Annotated in this window: 20 protein-coding genes; 8 read left to right on the top strand and 12 right to left on the bottom strand. The window is 44.3% G+C overall.

The window, feature by feature from the left end:
• Positions 1–7 precede the first annotated feature (7 nt).
• Genes cbiE through ABWY16_RS08120 form a run of 5 tightly spaced genes read left to right on the top strand, consistent with a single transcriptional unit; the run spans position 8 to position 5,655 of the window.
• Entirely contained in the window at positions 8–1,195 is a 1,188-nt protein-coding gene (gene cbiE, locus ABWY16_RS08140; protein ID WP_353904148.1) for a precorrin-6y C5,15-methyltransferase (decarboxylating) subunit CbiE, read from the top strand.
• Positions 1,189–3,084: a precorrin-4 C(11)-methyltransferase gene (gene cobM / locus ABWY16_RS08135; RefSeq protein ID WP_353904147.1), complete on the top strand. Its 1,896-nt coding sequence runs from the start codon at positions 1,189–1,191 to the stop codon at positions 3,082–3,084. Before cbiE ends, cobM begins: the two co-directional genes overlap by 7 nt.
• Positions 3,084–3,812 (top strand): precorrin-6A/cobalt-precorrin-6A reductase, encoded by a 729-nt coding sequence (locus ABWY16_RS08130; protein WP_353904146.1) that lies wholly within the window; start codon positions 3,084–3,086, stop codon positions 3,810–3,812. Before cobM ends, ABWY16_RS08130 begins: the two co-directional genes overlap by 1 nt.
• Before the next feature lie 36 nt (positions 3,813–3,848).
• Entirely contained in the window at positions 3,849–4,955 is a 1,107-nt protein-coding gene (locus tag ABWY16_RS08125) for a cobalt-precorrin-5B (C(1))-methyltransferase (RefSeq protein ID WP_353904145.1), read from the top strand.
• Positions 4,942–5,655 (top strand): hypothetical protein, encoded by a 714-nt coding sequence (locus ABWY16_RS08120; RefSeq protein ID WP_353904144.1) that lies wholly within the window; start codon positions 4,942–4,944, stop codon positions 5,653–5,655. Before ABWY16_RS08125 ends, ABWY16_RS08120 begins: the two co-directional genes overlap by 14 nt.
• On the opposite strand, the gene ABWY16_RS08115 is transcribed toward ABWY16_RS08120, so the two are convergent.
• The 4 genes from ABWY16_RS08115 to cysC are packed head-to-tail and all read right to left on the bottom strand — an operon-like array spanning position 5,652 to position 8,742.
• Entirely contained in the window at positions 5,652–6,608 is a 957-nt protein-coding gene (locus ABWY16_RS08115) for a sirohydrochlorin chelatase (RefSeq protein WP_353904143.1), read from the bottom strand. The genes ABWY16_RS08120 and ABWY16_RS08115 overlap by 4 nt on opposite strands.
• Positions 6,605–7,333 (bottom strand): uroporphyrinogen-III C-methyltransferase, encoded by a 729-nt coding sequence (cobA, locus tag ABWY16_RS08110; RefSeq protein ID WP_353904142.1) that lies wholly within the window; start codon positions 7,331–7,333, stop codon positions 6,605–6,607. The genes ABWY16_RS08115 and cobA overlap by 4 nt, the downstream gene beginning before the upstream one ends.
• A 43-nt stretch (positions 7,334–7,376) precedes the next feature.
• Positions 7,377–8,213, bottom strand: coding sequence for a sulfotransferase family protein (locus tag ABWY16_RS08105; protein WP_353904141.1), 837 nt, complete (start codon positions 8,211–8,213; stop codon positions 7,377–7,379).
• A 1-nt stretch (position 8,214) separates the two neighbouring features.
• A complete protein-coding gene (gene cysC / locus ABWY16_RS08100; RefSeq protein WP_353904217.1) occupies positions 8,215–8,742 on the bottom strand; it encodes an adenylyl-sulfate kinase in 528 nt (175 codons plus the stop codon).
• A 205-nt stretch (positions 8,743–8,947) separates the two neighbouring features.
• Between cysC and ABWY16_RS08095 the strand changes: the two genes are divergently transcribed.
• Both ABWY16_RS08095 and ABWY16_RS08090 read left to right on the top strand, forming a co-directional pair.
• Positions 8,948–10,348, top strand: a complete 1,401-nt coding sequence (locus ABWY16_RS08095; protein ID WP_353904140.1) for an ATP-binding protein — start codon at positions 8,948–8,950, stop codon at positions 10,346–10,348.
• Between the two features lie 32 nt (positions 10,349–10,380).
• A complete protein-coding gene (locus ABWY16_RS08090; protein WP_353904139.1) occupies positions 10,381–12,042 on the top strand; it encodes an FAD-dependent oxidoreductase in 1,662 nt (553 codons plus the stop codon).
• Between the two features lie 23 nt (positions 12,043–12,065).
• Here the strand turns inward: ABWY16_RS08090 and ABWY16_RS08085 are convergent, their stop codons facing one another.
• The 4 genes from ABWY16_RS08085 to recJ all read right to left on the bottom strand — a co-directional run bounded on the left by ABWY16_RS08085 (position 12,066) and on the right by recJ (position 17,093).
• Positions 12,066–12,821, bottom strand: coding sequence for a sensor histidine kinase (locus ABWY16_RS08085; RefSeq protein ID WP_353904138.1), 756 nt, complete (start codon positions 12,819–12,821; stop codon positions 12,066–12,068).
• A 278-nt stretch (positions 12,822–13,099) separates the two neighbouring features.
• Positions 13,100–14,629 (bottom strand): GH3 auxin-responsive promoter family protein, encoded by a 1,530-nt coding sequence (locus ABWY16_RS08080; RefSeq protein ID WP_353904137.1) that lies wholly within the window; start codon positions 14,627–14,629, stop codon positions 13,100–13,102.
• Positions 14,630–14,646: 17 nt separating this feature from the next.
• Positions 14,647–15,381: an LPS export ABC transporter ATP-binding protein gene (lptB, locus tag ABWY16_RS08075; RefSeq protein WP_353904136.1), complete on the bottom strand. Its 735-nt coding sequence runs from the start codon at positions 15,379–15,381 to the stop codon at positions 14,647–14,649.
• A gap of 5 nt (positions 15,382–15,386) precedes the next feature.
• Positions 15,387–17,093: a single-stranded-DNA-specific exonuclease RecJ gene (gene recJ / locus ABWY16_RS08070; protein WP_353904135.1), complete on the bottom strand. Its 1,707-nt coding sequence runs from the start codon at positions 17,091–17,093 to the stop codon at positions 15,387–15,389.
• Positions 17,094–17,165: 72 nt separating this feature from the next.
• Between recJ and ABWY16_RS08065 the strand changes: the two genes are divergently transcribed.
• Positions 17,166–17,933, top strand: a complete 768-nt coding sequence (locus tag ABWY16_RS08065; protein WP_353904134.1) for an MBL fold metallo-hydrolase — start codon at positions 17,166–17,168, stop codon at positions 17,931–17,933.
• Here ABWY16_RS08065 and ABWY16_RS08060 read toward each other — a convergent pair.
• From ABWY16_RS08060 to ahcY, 4 genes are all read right to left on the bottom strand, one after another.
• Positions 17,920–18,333, bottom strand: a complete 414-nt coding sequence (locus ABWY16_RS08060; protein WP_353904133.1) for a response regulator — start codon at positions 18,331–18,333, stop codon at positions 17,920–17,922. The two genes, ABWY16_RS08065 and ABWY16_RS08060, sit on opposite strands and share 14 nt — an antisense overlap.
• Positions 18,334–18,492: 159 nt before the next feature.
• Positions 18,493–21,372: an aminomethyl-transferring glycine dehydrogenase gene (gene gcvP / locus ABWY16_RS08055; RefSeq protein ID WP_353904132.1), complete on the bottom strand. Its 2,880-nt coding sequence runs from the start codon at positions 21,370–21,372 to the stop codon at positions 18,493–18,495.
• A 75-nt stretch (positions 21,373–21,447) separates the two neighbouring features.
• Complete coding sequence (locus ABWY16_RS08050) at positions 21,448–22,167, bottom strand: pyridoxine 5'-phosphate synthase (protein WP_353904131.1); 720 nt, start codon at positions 22,165–22,167, stop codon at positions 21,448–21,450.
• Between the two features lie 102 nt (positions 22,168–22,269).
• Positions 22,270–23,586 (bottom strand): adenosylhomocysteinase, encoded by a 1,317-nt coding sequence (gene ahcY, locus ABWY16_RS08045; RefSeq protein ID WP_353904130.1) that lies wholly within the window; start codon positions 23,584–23,586, stop codon positions 22,270–22,272.
• Positions 23,587–23,804: the final 218 nt, after the last annotated feature.

The following is a 23,804-nucleotide window of genomic DNA, read 5'->3' as shown; positions in this document are numbered from 1 at the left end:
ACTGAAGATGGTCTTTCATGTCATAGGAATCGGGAACAGGAAAACGGAGTTTGCAGGAGAAGTTTTATCTTTAATCCAGGGCAATACTGTTTTCAGTGGCGGGCATCGTCATTATGAGCTGGTGTCACATTTACTTCCCCGGGCTCATACCTGGCTGCCGGTACAATCGCCAATGGATCAGCTTTTTGAGAGTTATCAGCAGGCACGTAAGCCTGTAATCGTGTTTGCAAGCGGCGACCCACTGTTTTATGGTATTGCCAATACGCTGCGGACAAAGTTGCCTGATGCAGAAATCCATACCTATCCCTATTTCAGCTCTGTTCAGTTACTGATCCACAGGGCAAACCTCAACAGTAACCTTTTACAGAGTGTGAGTGTTCACGGCAGATCATGGGCAGCACTGGATGAAGTTATCATACAGCAAAAACCATTGATCGGCATTCTGACCGATCCGGAGAAATGCCCTTCGGCCATTGCCAAAAGATTGCTGGCCTTCGGCTATAACAATTATTCCATCTGGATAGGTGAAGACCTTGAAGGAGAGAACGAGAAAATCAGCCATCTTGGATTGGCAGAAGCCGCTGAATTTACCTTTCATCCGCTGAACTGTGTGGTCCTGCAAAAGGAAACTCAGCGGGAAATCGGGTTTGGAATTGCAGATGCTTTATTCGAAGGACTGAAAGGACGGCCCAACATGATCACAAAGATGCCCGTAAGGTTATGTTCATTACATGCGCTTGACCTTGGATCAAAATCTGTATTATGGGATATCGGTTTCTGCACAGGCTCATTGAGTATCGAAGCAAAACTTCGTTTCCCCCAGCTGGAGATCCGGGCTTTTGAGAAAAGAACAGAGTGTTTAAAGATCCTGCAAAATAATCAGCATAAATTCGGTACTCCGGGTATCGGTGCCTATATAGGTGATATCTTTGATACGGACCTGAAAGAAGTAAGCAAACCCCAGGCTGTATTTATAGGGGGGCATGGAGGCCGCTTAAATGAGCTGCTGCAGCTTATTGACCAGCACCTGTCTGCTGGGGGAGTCGTTGTCATCAATGCAGTGCAGGAAGACTCCGTCAAAGATTTTATAACCTTTTGCAGCACGGTGAGCTGGAAACTGGATGAACCTTTGAGGTTAAAAGTAGATGCACATAATGAAATCACCATTTTAAAAGCGACAAAAGAACCATGTTAAAAGAGGAAAAAGTATGTGTTGTAGCTTTCACCGACAGCGGACTGGCAATCGGGAAGGTCATTCAAAAAGAATTTCAGCGCAGTAAATTATATACAAGCAGACAAACTAACTTTTCGAAGGATGTATTGAAACTGGAGAACCTGGATGTATTGCTAAAAGATAACTTTCAGCGGTATGATGTCTGGATCTTTATCGGTGCACTGGGAATTTGTGTTAGAGGCATTGCTCCCTATATCCAGGATAAACTGACAGATCCGGCAGTGATCAATATCGATGAACAGGGAAACTTCGTACAGTCGGTATTAAGCGGACATGCCGGTGGGGCAAACGAACTGACCAAGAGATTAAGCCGTGTGTTACAGGCACAGGCAGTAATCACTACTTCCAGCGATCTGCAGGAAATCTGGTCGCTGGACCTGCTGGCAGAAAAGTTTGGCTGGTCTGCCAGTGCCAATGGATCCGATAAGAGTGCTGAAGGAACTTTCAACAAGGCTGTTTCCCTGTTTGTGAACAACCGCCCGACTGCCCTGGTGCTAAAAGTAAAAGATGCCGGGACAGGTTTCCTGGAAAAAACAAAACCTGCTTTTACAGATATTTACTACGATCTGTCAGCAGTTGACCAGGGAAAGTATGAATTGCTGATTTATGTGGGATATGAACTTTTTGATAGTACAATCCCAACCTTGTCATTCTATCCTGCCTGTTTAAGTTTAGGGACAGGATGTTCCAAAGATATAGAACCTGCATTGTTTGAAGAGGTGCTGTTGAAACAGTTATCAAATGAACATATTGCTTATCAAAGTATAGCGGTGATCAGCTCTGTGGATATTAAAGCAGCTGAACCGGCTTACATTGCTATCGCCGCTAGATATAACTGGCATTTTACGACCTTCCCTGCAGCAGATCTGGGAAAGATGCCTCTGGCCAATCCCTCGGATGTGGTACTTGAAAAAATAGGTATTCAGGGCGTTTCAGAAAGCTCTTCTGCACTGGTAGCCAATGCCTCCACCTGGCTTGTAGAGAAAACCAAAGCGGAGGTTTCTTCGGGCAAAATGTTTACCCATGCCATATGCCTGATCAGTACTTTCGAAAGAAAAGGACAGATAGCTATCGTAGGTGCAGGCCCCGGAGCACCAGAATATATCACCGTAAGGGGAAAAGAATTGCTCGAAACAGCTGATTGTATCCTCTATGCCGGAAGTTTGGTGCCTGAAGAACTGACCAATATTGCAAAAGCAGGTGCGCTCGTTAGAAATTCTGCCGCAATGACTTTGGAAGAGCAGGTAGAACTGATGGACCAGATGTACCTGCAGGGGAAACTGATTGTAAGGCTGCATTCCGGTGATCCCTCTATTTACGGAGCAATCCAGGAGCAAATGACAATCTTTGATGAAAGAAACTATGAATACTTCATTGTCCCCGGTATCTCTTCCTTCCAGGCTGCTGCGGCCTACCTCAGGTCAGAATTTACTATTCCTGAAGTGGCACAGACAATCATACTCACCCGCGGTGAAGGCAATACACCAATGCCTGAGCATGAGAAACTTGAGGAAATGGCCAAATTGAGGGCTACCATGTGTATCTTTCTCAGTGCCGGGATTATCAAAAAAGTAGAGGGACAACTCTTACAGCATTACCCGGCAGAAACCCCTGTAGCTGTGCTTTTCCGAGTGAGCTGGAAAGATGAAAAAGTATGGACAGGAAAACTGGACGAGCTGAGCAGGATCGTCAGGGACAATAAATTAACACGTACTGTGCTGGTGATTGTAGGCGAAGCCATAGGCGCCAGAAAAAACCGTTCCTGGTTATATGGCGACAACTGGCATCATATTTTCCGGAAAAAAGATAAAAATGGTAATTTGATCAAAGAAGAAGATCAAACTATATAATGATTCTTTTACTTGGCGGAACAACGGAAGGTAAACAGGTTGCTGGCTATCTTGATAAGGCCGGGGCAGACTATATCTACTCTACCCGGACGGAAGTAGCTTTTTATGGTAAGGGAAAATACAGGTCCGGAAGCCTAAATGCAGATGGTTTAAAGGAATTTTGCAGGTTGAATGCAGTTAGCCTGATTATCGATGCCTGTCACCCTTTTGCTGCGGAGCTACACGCTACTGTAGCAACAATTGCAGAAAAGTTACCGGTAGTCCGCTTTGAAAGGGAGTTTCCCGAAAGAATAGCGAGCCCCCTGGTGCATTACATCAGTGATTATACTGAAGCACTGCGGAAGTTAAAGGGTTACCGCTCCATGCTCGCGTTAACGGGCGTGCAGTCTATTCCATTGCTCAGCAGCTTCTGGCAGCATTATCCCTGCTGGTTCAGGATCCTGGATCGTAAGTACGCTGCCGATCTTGCCGCCAGCTATAATTTTCCGGCAGGTCAGCTGCTATTTGGATTGCCACAGGAAAAAGAAGGAGAGCTGAAGCTGTTCAGCAAGCTGAGGCCAGAAGTCATCCTGACGAAAGAAAGTGGCATCAATGGAAAACTGGATGCAAAAATTGAAGCCGCAATGAGCTGCCATATCCCTATATTTATCATTAAAAAGCCGGAGCTTTCAGCTTTATTTGAGACTGTACATCAATTACAGGATTTGGACAACTGGATTAAGCCATAAAGAGCAGGAAAGAGGTAGAAATAAAAGCAGGATACAATGAGTGAACTTCAGCCTATACCGGATGGTCCCTTAAGAACAGGATTTACAACGGGTGCCTGCGCAACTGCTTGTGCCAAGGCTGCCCTGCAGGCATTGATCAATGGAAATACCATAACGGAGATTCTGGTTACCCTTCCCATAGGTCAGGAACACCTTTTCCAGATTTTTTCCTGTGATCTTAATACATCCTCCTGTACCTGTAGCACTCAAAAGGATGCAGGAGACGATCCTGATGTTACACATGGCGCAATTATCGGTGCTACTGTCAGCTTAAATGACTCGGGCAGCATCACGTTTTTACAGGGGAGGGGTGTAGGTAAAGTTACTCTCCCGGGCCTGGAGATAGGCGTAGGGGAACCGGCGATAAATCCTGTTCCCAGACAGATGATGCAGAATGCCTGTAAGAAACTACTCTCTGAAAATCAGCTGGAGCATAAAGGAGTGGAGATCACGGTTTTTGTGGAGAACGGTGAAGTGATCGCCAAAAGGACGCTCAATGAGCGCCTGGGAATCATAGGCGGCCTCTCCATCCTGGGAACAACAGGCATTGTGACCCCTTTTTCGGCCTCTTCATATATTGCCAGCATTACTCAGGGCATAGACGTAGCCGTTGCAAACGGTGCAGAGGAACTTGTGATCAACTCCGGAGCCAGGAGTGAAAAAAACCTGAAGCTGTTATTTCCTGATCTGCCTGAATTTGCATTTATACATTACGGCAACTGGATAGGGGAAACCCTGGAAAAGATAGCCCTCAGCCCGGCAATAAAGAAGGTTTACCTGGGGATCATGCTGGGCAAATCAGTAAAACTGGCCGAAGGTATGATGGATACGCACAGCGGTAAAAATACCTGGAATAAGGAGTTCGTATGGCAAATGGCGAAAGATGCAGGCTACCCACAAGACTTGTTAGAACAGATTCTATCCTTCAATATGGCCGGCCGTTTAACCGATTTGTTTAGCTTTGCCGGCTCTGAACCCTTTTATCTGGCCTTGCTGAAAGCCTGCTATGAAAATTGTTCAGTTTTAATTCCTTCAGCCGATCTGGTTTTGTTCCTGATCAGCAGGGATGGTGAATACATACAATATCCAAATGAATTTTCTTAGCATAAGCCGCCCGCTGATCGCCGGCATTTTACACTCTTTTGAACCAGACCACGTGACGGCTGTATCTGTTCTGGCCTCAGAACAGGCACTGAATAAAAAACGTATTTCCTGGGGAGTGATCTTCAGGGCTTCGCAATGGGCGCTGGGCCATTCGGTTACACTGATTATTTTCGGCGTTATTGCGCTGCTTTTTAAAGCTTCACTGCACAGATACGTGACCAATATTTCTGAATGGGCCGAAATCGCCATTGGGCCGATTATGCTTATCTTGGGCTTGAATGCCATCCGCAGCAATTACAAGATCAATGAAATGATCAGGGACAATAAAAAAATAGAAGCCCATGAACACCTTGCGTCCAATCCTATTCATTTACATGGAAAAAAAGGGGAGGAAATTAGCATGAACCCACTAACCAGATCATTCTGGGTAGGAATGCTGCACGGACTGGCAGGTACAGGCGGTGCTTTAACTACAGCACTGGTGATCAGTGCGCCCACAATCGGAGCTTCGATACTGGTTCTGGTAATTGAATCCGTAGGGATTATTGTGGCAATGAGCGTTTACAGCTATGTTTTGATCCACACTATGAGCCGCTTTCTGGAAAAGAATATGGCGATTTTTAAATGGATGAACGGTATTGCCGGACTGGCATCAATTACGATCGGCTGTGTCTGGATCTACACGCTGATCCTGTCTTAAATGCCCAGCAGCTTTTTAAACTGACTGCCCAGCGTATTTTTTTTCTCTCCCACTTTGTCATCTTCTTCAAAAAGCACGCCTTTTACATTGAGGTGATGCCCTATCTGTTCTTTTCCAACCTCTTCTTCAAAACCGATAATCTGTTTGCGGTACTTGCATAACTGGCAGTTCATATTCCCGGTTCCGTGTACAGCTTCTTCCAGACGGCTGTCAAATGCTTTTAACATCAGCTCATCAGTTCCAAAAGGTGCTGTATAGATAAATTCCTGTTCAGAACGACTGTTTTTTTCTTCGAGCGTAGTATGGATCCTGTCCAGCAGAACTCCTGTGAAAAAGAAAAAGGGGATGGCTATGGTTCTTTTAAAGCCCAATTTTTCTACCAGGGCCAGGGATTGGTCTACTGAGGGATAAGCCGTACCGCTGTAAGCCGTAGTAGCAAAGCCGAAGCCCATACCTTCCCAAAGCATACTCATCAGTTTGGTTACATCGCTGTTGGCATCAGGATCTGTAGTCCCTCTTCCCACCACAACCAGGCAGGTTTCCCTGCGGTCCAGGGGGCTCAAACGAAGTTCGGTTTCTTCGATTCTCTTTTTCGCAAGATCCAAAACGAAAGAGTTTACTCCAATGGGACTGCCCATTTTGATCTGAAGATCTGGGTAGTAGGACTGGATCGTATTGAGCTCATAGGGAATGTCATTTTTTGCATGTGCCCCTGCAAAAAGAATAACCGGTAAAGCATAAATAACACGAACACCTTTGCTGTATAAACGCTCTACGGCTGCTTCAAACAGGGGGTGATTAAATTCTAAAAAGCCATAATCTACTTCGTAATCGCCGTGGTAACGGTCTTTCAGGAGTGCTACAAGGTTTTTGAATTCTTCCACACCTGCAGGTTTTCTGCTGCCGTGGCCGCAAAGTAAAACGCCTTCTTTTAGCATTAGTCCCTCCTTCATTGTGATAAATTTACGACTGATCCGATGATGATGATAGCCGGATAGGTCAATTGTGCCGATGCTGCCATTGCAGGCAGGTCCTGAACCAGTCCTTTAACCGATTTTTGTTCAGGTAAGGATGCATGCTGAATGATTGCAGCGGGTGTATTCCCCTTACCTGCGTCAAGATACGTGTTTGCAATGGATTGTAATTGTTTCATCCCCATGTAAATGACTACCGTTGCATTGCTCTGTATGGCGAGACGGAGGTCGGCTGACAAAGTGCCGTCCTTTTTGGTTCCGGTAACAACCCAGATGCTTTCACTCACATTTCTGTGTGTGAGGGGTATGTCTTCAAATCCTGTAGCCTGCATGCTCGAAATCCCCGGAACAAAATGGGTTTTGATCCCCTGCGCCCGTGCATAGAGGATCTCCTCGAAGCCCCTGCCAAAGATGAAAGGGTCGCCACCCTTTAAACGCACAACTTTCCCTTTCATGAAAGCATAATGCCTGATCATTTCATGTATGGTTTCCTGCGGAGTATACTCCCCGTAAGGCTGTTTACCCACATATATCTTCTCGCAATCTTCCCTGGCAATGCTCAGCAGTTCTTTATTGGCCAGGTTATCATATAAAATAACGTTTGCCTGCTGCAATATTTTATAACCTTTAATGGTCATCAAATCGATATCACCCGGGCCGGCTCCAACTACAAATAATTCAGGGGGTTCGTTATTCTCTGTCATTCAAATTAAAAATCGCATAAAATTAAGCTTTATATTGTTACCCTCAGCTCATGTGCGACTTAATTTTAGTTTCTAAACTCCGGGCTTTGTCCAGCAGCATCTTGTTACTTACAAAGGGATCAATAGCGGTAACCTCGCTTAAAAGTGCCTTTTTATAGATCTTATTAAAATCGGCGTATTGCAGGGAGAACCCCCACTCGCATGAAAGCCTGCTGAATATTTTAGTGCTGTGCTCAGTGAGCCGGCTGGGATCAGTAACAATAAACTGTCCTGCAGGAAGGCTTTCTATTGCTTTTAACAGCGCTTCATTGTAAGTTATCCAAACTTTAAGATAAAATTCGGCAGTAGTGGCGTACAGCTCCTTTGCCCTGCGGCTTCTTTTTCTATTTTTCCAGTTCTGCCGTGAAAACCAGCTTTTGGATAAATAATACTTATCCAGCTCCTTGAGGTCCCGTTGAATTAAAGAACTGACCGTTTCGCCGTAATTGCGAATGATAATCAGGTAATAGGCATTGGGGATTAAGGCCTGGTAATGATCCAGAAAAAGACAGGTCCTTGGTTCTTTCCAACCCCATTCCCGCTGCAATGTATTCTTAAAACTGATAACAGAGCGTAGTTTTTCTTTCTGATAAACGGAGAGGGCGGATATGGGAGCGTGAACATAACCAAAAGCGTTTTCCCCAAGTATCTCTTCGTGGTACTGGAGGAAATCCATGTCTTCAAAGTGCCCTTCAGCATTACCTATGGCAGGTCCCAGCAGCCTGTCGCCCAAATGGAGGCCACAATTGTACAACCACTGACTGAGTACTGAGGTGCCCGAACGGTGCATGCCGGCGATAATTAGGATTTTGTTGTCCAAAGCTTCGTTTGCTGTATCCAAATCAATTATTGTCTATGATAAAACTGCAGAGCAGGGAGGTGCATTCCTGGATATCCAGAACATCTGTGTTCAGGTAAAGATCTGGCGAAGCGGGTACATCAAAGGGATCGTTGATACCGGTAAGGTTACTGATCTTTTCAGGATGGCCATCAGGCAGCATCGCTCTTTTGTATAATCCCTTGGTATCCCTGCCGATCAGGGTATCTACCGGACAGTCCACAAAGATAGTTTTCACATTTTCATAGGTCTCTTTCAGCTCTTCCCTCACTTCATCATAGGGGTTGATAGCACTAACAATAGTCACAATGCCACATTCCGAAAACTTGTTGGCAATGAATCCCAGCCGCCGGATGTTTTCCTGCCTGTCTGGCTTTGAATAGCTGAGTTCTCTGAAAAGCGTGCTTCTGTATTCATCGCCATCAATGATTTCAGTGTTCATTCCTGACTGGCTTAACCTGTTTTTTACTGTGTTTGCAAGGGTAGTTTTTCCGGCGCCGGAAAGACCGCATAATAATAATACCATATCAATCAGTTGTTTAGATGATTTGAAAACGCGTACATCTCCGATAAATTATTCCCAAAAGCTATGGTATCGACCAGTGGCTTGAATGTGTCGACGAATAAAGCAGGTACCGTGTATATTTAACATTTTTTTACATTTAATTTGACACCCTGAAGAAATATATAGCAGTCTTTCCTACCAGAGTAAGACAGGATTTAACTAAATTTATCGCATGCAAACGGTTAATTTATCCTGGCTCAAATCACTCGAAGTTTTTGTTAATGTTCCAGATGAACAGTTACAATGGTTTATAGATCAAAGTGAAAACAGACTGATTGATGACGGGGAGGTCTTGTTCAAACCTGGTGATCAGCTTACTGGTCCACACATCGTCATTGAAGGGGGTATTCAGTTCTATATGATCCAGAATGGTTCCAGAAGAGAAATTGTTACCTTCGGCCCGGGCGATATCACAGGATACCTTCCTTATTCCCGGGGTAAAGTAGCCGGGGGGTATGGTGTAGCAATCGGCGAACTGCAGATGCTGAGTCTGCCACTGGAAAAGATACCCGAGCTGATCAAAGAACATTTTGAGCTCACCCAGGCCTTTGTCCACGTGATGAGTAACCGTGTGCGGGATTTTACTGCATTTCAGCAGCAGAATGAAAAGATGATGGCCCTCGGTAAACTGTCCGCAGGTCTTGCCCATGAACTGAACAATCCGGCATCAGCAATTGCCCGCGACTCAGATTCGCTGAAGGAACACCTTAGACTGGACCCGAAGCTTTTTAAGGAAATGGTGATGATCCGTATCGATGAAGAACAGGTTGACCAGCTGAACAAGGAACTTTTTAAAGTCCTGTCTGTAACAGACCACGCGCGTCTGAGCCTGAAGGAGAGGATGGCCCTCGAAGATGAAATCACAGACTGGTTTGAAGACCATGATATTGAAAACGGTTATGCGATTGCTGAAAGTTTTGCGGACTTCAGCTTCTCTGTTGAAAGTCTCCAGGCTTGTGCTGCCGCCATCCCGCCCGCATGTTTATCCCCGATGTTTAACTGGATCAGCAACCTGCTGGTCACAGAAAAAATGGTTCAGGATATACAGCTGTCTTCAAAAAGAATTGCCGACCTGGTTACTTCTATAAAGAATTTTACACATATGGATCGTGCCCAGGATAAGCAATTTGCAGATATTCACATTGGGATACGCAATACACTGACCATGCTGGGCTATAAAATCAGAAAGGGCAATATCCAGGTGGTTGAAGAGTATGATGAAACCCTGCCCCCGGTTAAAGGGCTGATTGGAGAACTGAACCAGGTGTGGACAAATATTATCGATAATGCAGTTGATGCCATGGAAGTGAATGGCAAAGGAACACTGACCATCAGAACGGAAAGGGACAAGGACTTCGTACAGGTTCTCCTGATAGACGACGGACCCGGCATTCCCGCTGAAATCCTCCCGAGTATATTTGACCCTTTTTATACCACAAAGCCAATGGGAAAGGGTACAGGAATGGGATTAGAGGTGGTACAGCGTATTATTTATCAGCACAACGGATCAGTAAAAGTGAAATCTGTGCCCGGACGTACTGAGTTTATTGTCTGCTTCCCCCTGGATAACTAAATGAATTTTTAATTTAAACAATAGACTACTATATGAACCTCCCTATAATTTTTTCTATTGACGACGATCCCCAGGTACTGCGTGCAATCAGCCGCGACCTGAAAAGGCAATATGGAAATGAATATAAAATCATCAGTACGACCTCTGCAAATGAAGCCCTGGAAGCACTGATTGATCTGAAGAACAGCTCGGATGTCATCGCACTTTTCCTCTGTGATCAGCGCATGCCCGAGATGGATGGCGTTGCCTTCCTGGAAAAGGCAATTAAGATTTTTCCCGAGGCAAAAAGGGTACTGCTGACAGCCTATTCTGATACAGACGCAGCCATCAAGGCGATCAATGAGGTGAAACTAGATTATTACCTGATTAAACCATGGGACCCGCCTGAGGAAAAACTTTATCCGGTAATCAACGACCTGCTGGACGACTGGCAGGGGGACTATATCCCTGAATTCAAAGGCATAAAGCTGGTGGGATTCCAGTTTTCGCCACAGTCTCACCTCGTGAAAGACTACCTGGGAAGTAACCTGATTCCTTACAGATGGCTGGATGTACAGACACACCCTGATGCCTCAAGTCTCCTGAGCATCAATAACCTCTGTAATGATGACCTTCCGCTGGTGTTTTTTGACGACGGCTCTTTCCTGACGAAGCCTTCAATCAAGGATATTGCCGCAAAAATCGGAAAGAACCCGGAGATCATGCATGATATTTATGATGTAGTGATCATCGGTGCCGGACCGGCTGGGCTTGCTGCTGCGGTATATGGTGCATCCGAAGGCTTGAAAACACTGATGATCGAACGCAAAGCCCCGGGCGGTCAGGCCGGTACCAGTTCGAGAATTGAGAATTATCTGGGATTCCCCTCAGGATTGAGCGGAGCCGATCTCACGAGAAGGGCAATGAGCCAGGCCACCAGGCTGGGCGCAGCATTCCTGTCGCCGCAGTCTGTAAGCGATATCAAACAAAAAGATGGTTATAAAACCATTGTACTCGATGACGGACCGGATATCCTTACCCGATCGGTTGTAATTACCACAGGAGTGGATTACCGCAAGCTTGAGGTGAAGGGCGTAGAGAATTTTACGGGTGCCGGTATTTATTATGGTGCAGCCAATACAGAAGCATCAGCCTGTAAAGGAAGGGATGTTTTTATCATCGGTGGCGGTAACTCTGCCGGTCAGTCGGCAATGTACCTCTCCAAATTTGCTTCAAATGTCAGTATCATTATACGGAAGGATGATCTCTCTGCTACAATGTCGGCTTACCTGATAGAGCAGATTGAGCTGACCCCAAACATCCATGTGCTGCCAAATACGGAACTTATCGAAGCCACCGGCGATCAGCACCTGGAGCAACTGACGCTGATCAATATCAAAACAAAGGAAACGCATACCAGAGAAGCGGGCGCACTCTACATTTTCATTGGTGCAAGGCCCTATACAGACTGGATTAAGCTGGCTATAATTAAAAACGACAAGGACTTTATTGAAACCGGGCGTGAACTGCGCAATTATGAAGAGTTTAAGAAAACCTGGAAACTGCAGCGTGATCCCTACCTGCTGGAAACCAGTTGTGCAGGGGTTTTTGCCGCGGGCGATGTGCGTGCGGGAGCGATGAACAGGGTGGCGTCTGCAGTAGGTGAAGGCTCAATGGCAATCAGCTTTGTACACAAGTACCTGGCTGAGGTTTAAATAGGATGATTACCGTACCGATCTTAAGAATGGTATTCCGGCTTTGAGCGGATAGGTTTAGCTGAGCCGTTAGTGGTATTGTTAGCAACTATACTACTCAGCAGGTTTTCTATTTTTTTGGAGGAGATTTCAATCTTAGAAGCCATTGAAAAAACTTTCTCTGCACTCATCTCACGGCTGCCAAGTAACTGAGCGTACAAAGAGATGGATGTAACCGGGTTTTTCAGATCGTGCGACAGGCGCCGGAGGGATTCTTCATGGGATTTCAGCTGCTGTCTGCCGGCCAGCCTGGTCTCCAGTTTTTCCATTACAGTATCTGCCAGCAGCTGCAATAATTTGGTTTGTTTCTCTGTTACGTCCATATGCGGCTTGCTGTCTGTAACACAGATCGTTCCCAGTGCAGAGCCTTCTTTATTTCTGATCGGTGCAGCTGCATAGAACCTGATATCCTCCTCAGTAGAGAGAAAAGGGCTATCCATCAGTTCATAACACTGAAGGGTATCGCCATATACGGTAACCCCTTCTTTTAGAATACTCAGCGAGCAAAGGCTTTGTACCCGTGCAACTGCCCTTGGTTCATAGTCAGTAGGAACGCTTGCTTTTATAAAAACCTGTTCTTTATCTACAAAACAGATATGCGCCCGTTCTGTATCAAAAATTTCTGCAGCAAGTACAGTAATTGCATCAAAATCTTTTTCCGGAAGTGTATTCAAAATTTCAAATCTGTTTAATGCATCCATCCTGACCATCTCGTCATCAGGAATTATATTAACAGGCATCTTGTAATTAATCATTGATCTTTATTTCATTACTGGGTGAAAGTGAATCTGTTAGCTCTCAGGTGTTAGGTCGGGCAGGTTTTTTTTAAAAGCGTGTGTCTGAATAAACAAAAAATTGGATTGATTGTTGTTCAATTATTATTTTTATCAATGTTTGATCAAATTTGAGAGATTGATACTTTAAATATCAATTATTTTCTTCACCAAATTGAAATATGAATATAATTAAATTTTGCCTTGGTTTTATCAAGTTTCTGATCTCACAGGTTTAAGGGGCTTTAACGGTTTGAGGTAACAGGCTGTATCATGGGAAGAATCTCATCTACATACTTTCTCTCATTTGCCAGTCTGGGAACTTTATGCTGCCCGCCAAGTTTACCTTTTGATTTGAGCCAGTTATAAAATGTGTTGTGTGGGGCATTGTGCACCTTGGGACGGCATAGGGCCATATTGTTAAACCGTTTGGCATCATAATCTGAATTGATCTCGCGCAGGGTCTGGTCCAGGATATCCACAAACTTTTCGAAATTATCGGGCTGCTGGTCAAACTCTATGATCCATTCATGACCTCCGGCTTTGTCGCCCCTGAAGTAAATAGGGCAGGCCGTATAATCTTTAAAAACAGCACCTGTCTCCTTACATGCTTTACTGATCGCCTGCTCTGCATTATCAATAATTACTTCTTCACCGAAAGCATTGATAAAGTGTTTTGTGCGGCCGGTGATTTTGATCCTGAAAGGAGAAAGCGAGGTAAACTGTACAGTGTCGCCAATAACATATCTCCATAATCCTGCGTTGGTTGAAATTATGATTGCATAGTTTTTATGCAGCTCCACATCTTCCAGGCTTAGTGTTACAGGGTTTTCATCACAAAGTTGCTCTAGCGGAAGAAACTCATAATAAATACCGTAATCCAGCATCAGCAGCATCTCTTCGGATCTGACCTGATCCTGTATGCCAAAGAAGCCTTCAGATGCATTGTAAGTTTCCAGGTAATACATTTCCTCAGAAGGGATCAATTCTTTGAACTGCTCCCTGTAAGGGCCAAAATTTACAGCGCCGTGAAAATACAGTTCCAGATTGGGCCATACCTCCAGCAGGTTATTTTTGCCTGTAATTTCCAGGACCTTCTTCGCCAGGACAATCGTCCAGGTGGGTACTCCCGAGATATTGGTTACGTTTTCCCTAATGGTCGCTTCTGCCATTCTTTCCATCTTCTGCTCGTAATCATTCATCAGGGCAATGGAAATATCCGGAGTGCGGTAATACTCGGCCCACATCGGCAGATTTTTAATCAGTACAGCAGACAGGTCACCATAATAGGTGTCCTCATTGAGCTGGTTGATCTGATGGCTTCCTCCCAGTACAAGTGCTTTTCCTGTGAGGATCTGATTGCCTGGCTTATTGTTACAGAAGATAGAGATCATGTCTTTACCTCCTTTGAAATGGCATTCTTCCAGTGCTTCTGGTGATACCGGAATAAACTTACTCCTATCACTGGTAGTTCCGGATGATTTTGCAAACCATTTGATTTCTGATGGCCAGAGGATATTTTGTTCTCCCTGCAGCATGCGCTCAATGTAGGGCTTCATGCTATCGTAGTTCTGGAGTGGAACACGCTCTTTGAACTGCCTGGAAGTCTCTATGGACTTATAATCGTATTTTTTGCCCCACTCAGTGTTTTCTGCGCAGTTGATCAGGTTGTGAAACCACTCTTCCTGTACATCTACCGGATATTTCATAAAAAGCTCAATCTGATGGACGCGCTTTTTCATGTACCAGGTAAAAATTGAATTTACGATTGCCATATTTGGTTAGTATAGAATTATAGGTTTTTACTTCGAAGTACAAAATTAGAACCGAGATAAACTTTCCTGACCATCTCGTTGGCAGCAAGCACTTCAGGTGTTCCTGATTCAAGGATCTTGCCCTCAAACAGCAGGTAAGCCCTGTCGGTAATAGAAAGCGTTTCCTGCACATTATGGTCGGTAATCAGGATCCCGATGTTTTTATTTCTGAGTTTGGCAACAATAGTCTGGATCTCTTCCACTGCGATAGGGTCTACCCCGGCAAATGGCTCATCCAGTAAAATGAAATTCGGGCTTGCCGCCAGGGCCCTTGCAATTTCGGTTCTCCGGCGTTCACCTCCCGAAAGAAGATCGCCCCGGTTTCTGCGTACTTTATGCAAGCTGAACTCATCAATTAGCTCTTCTAGTTTTTCTTCCCTTTCGACCCTGGTCATGTCTGTCATTTCCAGGATAGACAGGATATTGTCTTCCACAGAAAGCTTTCTGAAAACTGAAGCTTCCTGCGCCAGGTAGCCAATTCCCTTTTGGGCGCGGCGGTACATGGCATCTTTGGTAATATCTTCATCACCTAGAAAAATAGAGCCTTCATTGGGTTTAATCAATCCCACAATCATATAAAAAGAGGTCGTCTTTCCGGCACCGTTAGGTCCCAGCAATCCTACTATCTCGCCCTGGCTCACGCTGAACGAAACATCGTTAACGACGGTCCGCTGTTTGTATTTTTTTATAAGATTATCAGCTCTTAATATCATTGATGTTATTGGTTAGGAATTTTGATCGCTTTAATGTTCAACTGCAGCCGCCTTTGATCTTTCCAGATATTTTCTTCAACTGTATAACAAACAGAAAAAGGTACATTAGGTTGTAAAAGATTCTCAAATTCTGCAAGTCCGAAACCGATGGCTTCAAAAATAGCTGAATTTTGTTGTTTAATGCTCAACTTTAAATGTTTTGTTCCGACAATATAAGGCCTGCCTGCGTAAGTAACTCCCTCAGTAACAAATACAGGGGCCAGGTTCATAGGGCCAAATGGCGCCATCTGAGCAATAATCCGCTGAAATTTACCGTCTATCTGTGAAAAATTGATCTTGCTGTCAATCAGGATTTCGGGACAAAGCAGGTCATCCGTAATGGTGGCGCTCACGATATCTTCAAAACGTTTAGAGAATGCATTGATATTTTCAGGTTTCATCGTCAGTCCCGCAGCAAACTTATGCCCGCCGAACTGCTCCAGCAGATCTGCACAGCCTAGTAAGGCCTCATAGAGGTCATAGCCGGGTACAGACCGGGCCGATCCTGTCAGAAAACCATTAGAATGTGTCAATACGATGGTTGGGCGGTAGTATTTTTCTGTTAAACGTGATGCTACAATACCAATAACGCCTTTATTCCAGTTTTCGTTATAAACTACAGTAGTCTTTTTGCCGATTAGCAATTCAGAGTCGTCAATCAGTGCCAGTGCCTCAGCTGTAATATTGGCATCAGTAACTTTACGGTCGGTATTCTGGATATTGATGAAAAGGCTTTGTTCTGCAGCCAGGTCATCCTCCGTACATAACAACATTTTCACTGCCTGATTGCCATGGTCCATCCGCCCTGCGGCATTGATTCTGGGTGCCAGGGTAAAAACTACATCAGTAAGGGTGAAGTTTTTGTTTTTGCCACAGCTGTCCATTAAAGCTTTCAGACCTGTGCAGGGTTCTGAATTCAATTTGAGCAGCCCGAAATAAGCCAGTGTACGGTTCTCATCTACTACAGGAACAATATCTGCAGCGATAGAAACCATCACCAGGTCAAGATACTGCTCGTACATGCTCTCTGGAAGCTGATGGGTGTAACAATAGGCCTGGGCCAGCTTAAAGCCGATGCCGCAGCCTGCAAGTTCCTTAAAAGGATACGGGCAGTCTGCACGTTTCGGGTCAAGTACCGCAACCGCAGCCGGCAGTTCATCTCCCGGTAGATGGTGGTCACAGATAATAAAGTCTATTCCAAGAGTGTTTGCGTAAGCGATCTTATCATTTGATTTGATGCCACAATCCAGTGCAATGATCAGTGTAATGCCTTTGGATTTTGCGTAATCGATACCTGCCGTAGAGATTCCATAGCCCTCTTTATGCCTGTCGGGGATATAATATTCCAGATGGTCACTGAACTGCCTGAAAAAGCTGAAAGCAAGGGCTACAGAAGTGGTCCCGTCCACATCGTAATCGCCATAGATCATCACCCTTTCGGATTTTGTAACCGCAAGATCTATCCTGCTGATGGCCTTGTCCATATCCTTCATCAGGAAAGGATCATGCAACTGTGTGCGCTGCGGCCTGAAGAAATCTTTTGCTTCATCGAAGGTTGTAATGCCCCGCTGCACCAGGATTTCTGCCAGGCTTCTGTCTATATTTAATTGTTGTGCAAGCAAATCCGTAGCTTTGTTATCGCCATTTACCGCCTGCACCCATCTTTTCTCCATTTGGTTTTTGTGTATCTTTGCAACAGATTGTAAATATATCATTAATTATTCTTTTGACTAATACCTACGCTATTGCAAGTATTCACATTAAATGAAGGTTCCTATTCTGTAGCTGCCGATAAAAAATTCGTTCCTTTTGACCCTCAAACAGATAATCCTAAAGACAGGCCGGGATCACTGTTTATTAACGTGCAGCCTTTTCTTGTTAAATTTAATGATTTGCTGCTGGTACTCGATACCGGTTTGGGCTACAGCAATAATGATGGGGAAATGATCCTGCATGAGAATATCAGGAATGCCGGATTTGATCCTGCTGATGTAGATTATGTACTGATGTCTCATTTACATTTTGACCACTCCGGTGGGATGGTACATAAAGAGAACAATAGCATGGAGCTGAGTTTTCCGCATGCTACCTACGTCATTCAGCGCGGAGAGTGGGAGGCTGCGTTCACCAATACCTCATCATCCTACAGAACAGAAATCTTTGATTTTATTCAGCGCAACGCCCAGATTACTTTTGTAGAAGAGTCTGCAGAGTTTATCCCCGGTATTTCACATGAGCTTACCGGCGCACATACACCAAACCACCAGGTATGGCTGCTCGATGATGGTACGGATAAAGTATTTTTTGGGGGTGATGTTTTGCCTGAACCCGGTGAATTGCTTAGGAAATTTATAGCCAAGTACGACTTTGATGGACGTAAGGCTATGGAATTGCGCGAAGAGTTTGGTAAAAGGGCTGTCGCTGAGCGATGGAATTGCCTTTTTTATCATGGCAAGACCAGCGCAACGGGGTTTATCGGTTTAACTGACGAAGGCCAGTTTAAGATTGTATAGGTTCTATATTCTTACCTTCAAATAATTCAATAAGACGTTCGATAGACAGGGGTTTAGAAATAAACCCTTTTACTGTTTTATAAGTTTTTGCCTTCTCAATATCGTTTTCATAAACCGAAGACGAAAGCATATACATATCGATATCATTCTGGATGCCCAGCTTTTCGTATGATTCCAGGAATTCCCAGCCATTCAGTACAGGCATGTTGATGTCAATCAGGATCAGCTGAGGGAAGGGAAGCTGCGCGTCCTTCAATTCTTTCAGATAATCAATTGCAAGCTGTCCGTTTGTCTTAGCCACCATCTGAGCTTCATATCCGGTTTTTTCTACAATTTTTTTGATGATAAAAATATTAATGTCATCATCATCAATTACCAGTAGATTAATTTTATCGCTCATCAGATTAGTGGTTTATATAGATTTGGATTTTAATAAAGATATAAAATAGAACTGTAAAGTATATGTTCAGATTAGTATTTAACAAAAAGAGGACCATTATGTGATAATGACCCCCTTTTTGTTTATAAATACAAATTATTATTTACTTGTCCTTTGATACTATGCCTCTGCTTCCATGTAACTTTCTATCGGAGGGCAGGCGCAAACGAGTGATCTGTCTCCGAATGAATCATTTACCCTGCCCACAGATGGCCAGAATTTATGTTCGGCAACATATGCAAGTGGGAAAGCTGCAACCTTCCTGCTATAAGTATGTGACCATTCATCCCCGGTAACAGTTGCCACAGTATGGGGAGCATTCTTCAAAGGATTATCTGATTTATCCATTGTACCATTCTGAACACTGCTGATCTCATTTCTGATCGCAATCATCGCGTCACAGAAACGGTCCAGCTCATGTTTAGGCTCACTCTCAGTAGGTTCAACCATTAAGGTTCCCGCTACCGGGAAAGACACTGTAGGGGCATGGAAACCGTAATCCATTAACCTTTTTGCAATATCAACCACCTCGATACCGTAGTTTTTAAACTCGCGGCAGTCAAGGATCATCTCATGTGCACAACGGCCTTTACTGCCGGAGTACAATACGGGATAATGTGCTTCCAAACGGGCTTTCATATAGTTTGCATTTAAGATAGCATACTCAGTTGCCTGTTTTAAACCTTCTCCGCCCATCATTGCGATATAGGCATGGGATATGATCAGGATAGAAGCTGAACCCCATGGAGCAGAAGAAACTGCATGGATAGACTTTTCATTGTTAATGTCAACCACAGCGTGACCAGGTAAATATTTTACCAGGTGTTCGCCCACACCGATCGGGCCCATACCAGGACCACCACCACCGTGAGGGATACAGAAAGTTTTGTGCAGATTAAGATGACAAACGTCAGCACCGATATTTGCAGGACTTGTTAATCCTACCTGTGCGTTCATATTGGCACCATCCATATATACTTGTCCGCCATTGGCGTGGATCACTTCGCAGATCTCAATGATACTTTCCTCAAACACACCGTGTGTAGAAGGGTAGGTTACCATGAAGCAGGAGAGGTTTGCTGCGTGTTGTTCAGCTTTCGCTTTCAGGTCAGCTACATCAATGTTTCCGTTGTCGTCACATTTCACGATCACAATCTTCATTCCTGCCATAGCAGCAGATGCCGGGTTGGTTCCGTGTGCAGAAGAAGGGATCAGGGCAATATTACGGTGGTGATCACCACGGTCCTGGTGATACGCCCTGATAACCATCAGTCCCGCGTATTCTCCCTGGGCACCAGCATTTGGCTGCAAGCTCATTGCCGCAAAACCAGTGATTTCACTTAACCATTTATCCAGTTCATTGAAAACAGTGTAGTAACCTGCAACCTGATCTGCAGGAGCAAAAGGGTGTACTTTACCAAATTCTGCCCAGGTAACCGGCACCATTTCGGTTGTTGCATTTAGCTTCATTGTACATGAACCAAGTGCGATCATCGAATGGCAAAGTGAGAGATCCTTTGCTTCCAGTGATTTGATATAACGCAGCATCTCGTGTTCTGAGTGGTGCGAGTTGAATACCGGATGTGTCAGGTAAGCAGAGGTACGCTGCAGTTCAGCAGGGATAACTGTTTGAATGTTTTTTTCTGAGGCCAGTTCAACGCTGTCAGCAGCGATGGCTTTTACTTTAGAAAATATTTTGTTCAGTAATTTGATGTCCTCTACAGCTGTGGTTTCATCAAGGGCAATTGTGGCTACCGATCCTTTGTAATGCAGGTTGATCTCGTTATCTACGCACTCTCTGTGGATAGAATCTTTTAATTCGCCCAGTTCCACCTGGATCGTATCAAAGTATGAATCAGCCAGTACTGGATATCCTATAGCAGTAAGTGACTGCGCCAGGGTAACTGCCAGGCCATGGGTTCTTTCCGCAATTAATTTCAAGCCTTTCGGGCCATGGTAAACTGCATAAAAACCAGCCATAATAGCTAGTAAAGCCTGGGCAGTACAGATATTTGAGGTAGCCTTATCTCTTCTGATATGCTGCTCCCTGGTCTGTAAGGCCATTCTTAAAGCGTAATTGCTGTGACTATCTATGGTTACCCCAATGATCCTTCCCGGAATAGAGCGTTTGTACTCATCTTTTGTAGCAAAAAATGCTGCATGAGGACCACCGAAGCCCATCGGTACACCGAAACGCTGTGTAGTACCTACAACAATATCGGCACCCCATTCTCCCGGAGGAGTTAATAAGGTAAGGCTTAAAAGATCTGCTATTACGGTAAGCTTCACATTTTTTGCATGAGTTTTTTCTGCAAAAGCTGTGTAGTTAAATACCTCTCCGTTTCCTGCAGGGTATTGTACAACAGCACCAAAAAATTCTTCGGTTACATCAAAAGTCTCATGATTACCTATCACCAGTTCAATTCCGAAAGGATTGGCACGGGTTTTTAAAACATCTATCGTTTGGGCGAAAACCAGATCCGAAACAAAGAACTTGGTGGCTTGCTGATTCTTGCGCAGACTATACTGCATAAACATTGCTTCAGCAGCAGCAGTACCTTCATCCAGCAGGGATGCATTTGCAATCTCCATACCAGTCAGGTCAATCACCATTGTCTGGAAATTCAGCAGTGCCTGTAAACGGCCCTGTGCGATTTCTGCCTGATAAGGTGTGTATTGTGTATACCATCCCGGGTTTTCCATTACATTGCGCAGGATTACTCCCGGGGTAGTTGTATCATAGTATCCCTGTCCGATATAAGATTTAAAAACCTTATTCAGTGAAGCCGTTTGTTTAAGACTTTCCAGGTATTCTTTTTCAGACTTTGCTACCGGCAGGTCCAGCGGACGTTTCAGCCTGATTTTTTGCGGCACCGTCTGGTCGATCAGTTCGTTTACAGAATCTAAGCCGAGTATGCTCAGCATTGCGTCTGTATCCTCCTGGTTAGGAGCGATATGACGGTCTTTAAAGTCTTCTTTGTAATGGATATTTAAACTCATGAAGTATAACAATAAAAGTTGCGCGAAGGTACTAAATATTCCGTTTTTATTCTAATGCATAATCAGACGAATAACTTAGTCATTCAGTTGCCTCAGATACATTTGAACTGTGTTTTCCAAACCAAGGTACAGGGCATCACTGATGAGCGCGTGGCCTATCGATACTTCAAGTAAATTCGGGATGTTGTCTGCGAAATATTTCAGGTTTTGCAGGTCGAGGTCATGCCCGGCATTGATCCCCAGACCCAGTTTGTTTGCAGTATGCGCAGCCTGGATATAAGGTGCAATCGCGGTAACACGGTCCTTTGCAAAGTTTGCTGCGTAGGCTTCCGTGTAAAGCTCGATACGGTCTGTTCCGGTAGTTTTTGCGGCCTCAATCATTTCTCTTACGGGATCAATAAATATCGATACCCTGATGCCTGCCAGCTGGAAGATACTTACCATTTCCCTCAGGTAATCCTGGTGTTTGATCGTGTCCCATCCATGGTTGGAAGTAATCTGTCCTTCAGCATCAGGAACAAGGGTTACCTGTGCAGGTTTGTTCGCCAGTACCAGGTCAACAAACTTTTGTTCCCGGCAATTTCCTTCTATATTAAATTCTGTTGCGATTGCTGCTTTCAGGTCGAATGTGTCCTGGTAACGGATATGTCTTTCGTCAGGTCTTGGATGAACGGTGATTCCTTCGGCACCAAAACGCTCACAATCCAGCGCTACCTTTACCAGGTCAGGATTATTTCCACCGCGGCTGTTGCGCAGTGTAGCTATTTTATTGATGTTTACTGATAGTTTTGCCATCTACAAAGATAATTCATTCATCATGAAGAGGTATAATATTATTGTAACATAAAAAAGGGGATACACTTTTCAGCGTATCCCCTTTTTAAAGATTTCTTAAGATTAGTATCTGTAAGCTTCTCCTTTGAAAGGACCTTCAACCGGTACGCCGATATAATCAGCCTGGTGGGTATCCAATACATCTAATTCAACACCTATTTTAGCCAGGTGTAAACGGGCAACTTTCTCATCCAGGTATTTAGGAAGAACATAAACTTTGTTCTCATATTTACCAGGGTTAGTCCATAATTCCAGTTGTGCTAAAGTCTGGTTAGTGAATGAAGCAGACATAACGAAACTTGGGTGGCCTGTAGCACAACCTAAGTTTACCAAACGTCCTTCAGCCAGTAAGATCACATCTTTACCGTCGATTGTATATTTATCAACCTGTGGTTTGATCTCAACTTTAGTATCGCCATAGTTTGTATTTAACCAGGCAACGTCGATCTCATTGTCGAAGTGACCTATGTTACAAACGATAACTTTATCTTTCATTGTTTTAAAGTGCTCAGCACGAACGATGTCACAGTTTCCTGTAGTCGTTACAACGATGTCAGCTTCTTTAACGGCATTAGCGAATTTTTTCACTTCATAACCTTCCATTGCAGCCTGTAAAGCACAGATCGGATCAATTTCTGAAACGATAACGCGTACACCCTGTGAGCTCAGTGATTCTGCAGAACCTTTACCTACATCACCGTAACCTGCTACAACAGCAACTTTACCTGCCATCATTACGTCAGTAGCACGACGGATCGCATCTACCAGTGACTCACGGCAGCCATATTTGTTGTCAAATTTAGATTTGGTTACTGAATCGTTTACGTTGATAGCCGGTAAATGTAATGTTCCGTTTTTCATACGCTCGTACAGACGGTGAACACCTGTGGTAGTTTCTTCCGAAAGACCTTTGATTGCAGCGATCAGCTCAGGAAACCTGTCAAAAACCATGTTGGTTAAATCACCACCATCGTCCAGGATCATATTTAATGGCTGTTGCTCAGGGCCGAAGTGTAAAGTTTGTTCAATACACCAGTCAAACTCTTCTTCGTTCAGACCTTTCCAGGCATAAACCTGAATACCTGCAGCAGCGATTGCAGCAGCAGCGTGATCCTGTGTAGAAAAAATATTGCAGGATGACCAGGTTACTTCTGCACCCAGTTCAACTAAAGTTTCAATTAAAACTGCAGTCTGGATGGTCATGTGCAGACAACCTGCAATGCGCGCACCTTTTAATGGTTTCGACGGACCAAATTCTTCGCGTAAAGACATTAAGCCTGGCATTTCTGCTTCTGCTAATCCTATCTCTTTACGGCCCCATTCTGCCAGTGAAATATCCTTTACTTTGTAAGGGATGTACGTAGTCTCTACTGATGACATATTGTTATAGATTTTGTGAGTTGCAAATTTACTGCATTATATAGTCAATAACAAAAAGGAATGCGGATATGACGAAAGAATGGTCTTGAATCTAAGTAATTTAAAGGTCAAAAACTCCGGCGTGTGTGCGTAATGCTTTGATGCTACTAAATCTCGGTGTACCTTTGCTGCAAGAAAATTGAATACTCATATTTAAAGCATCTTACATATGTATCCAG

The sequence above is a fragment of the Pedobacter sp. genome (assembly GCF_040513095.1).
In the GTDB taxonomy this organism is placed as follows: Bacteria; Bacteroidota; Bacteroidia; order Sphingobacteriales; family Sphingobacteriaceae; genus Pedobacter.
This window is presented reverse-complemented; position numbering and strand designations above follow the sequence as displayed.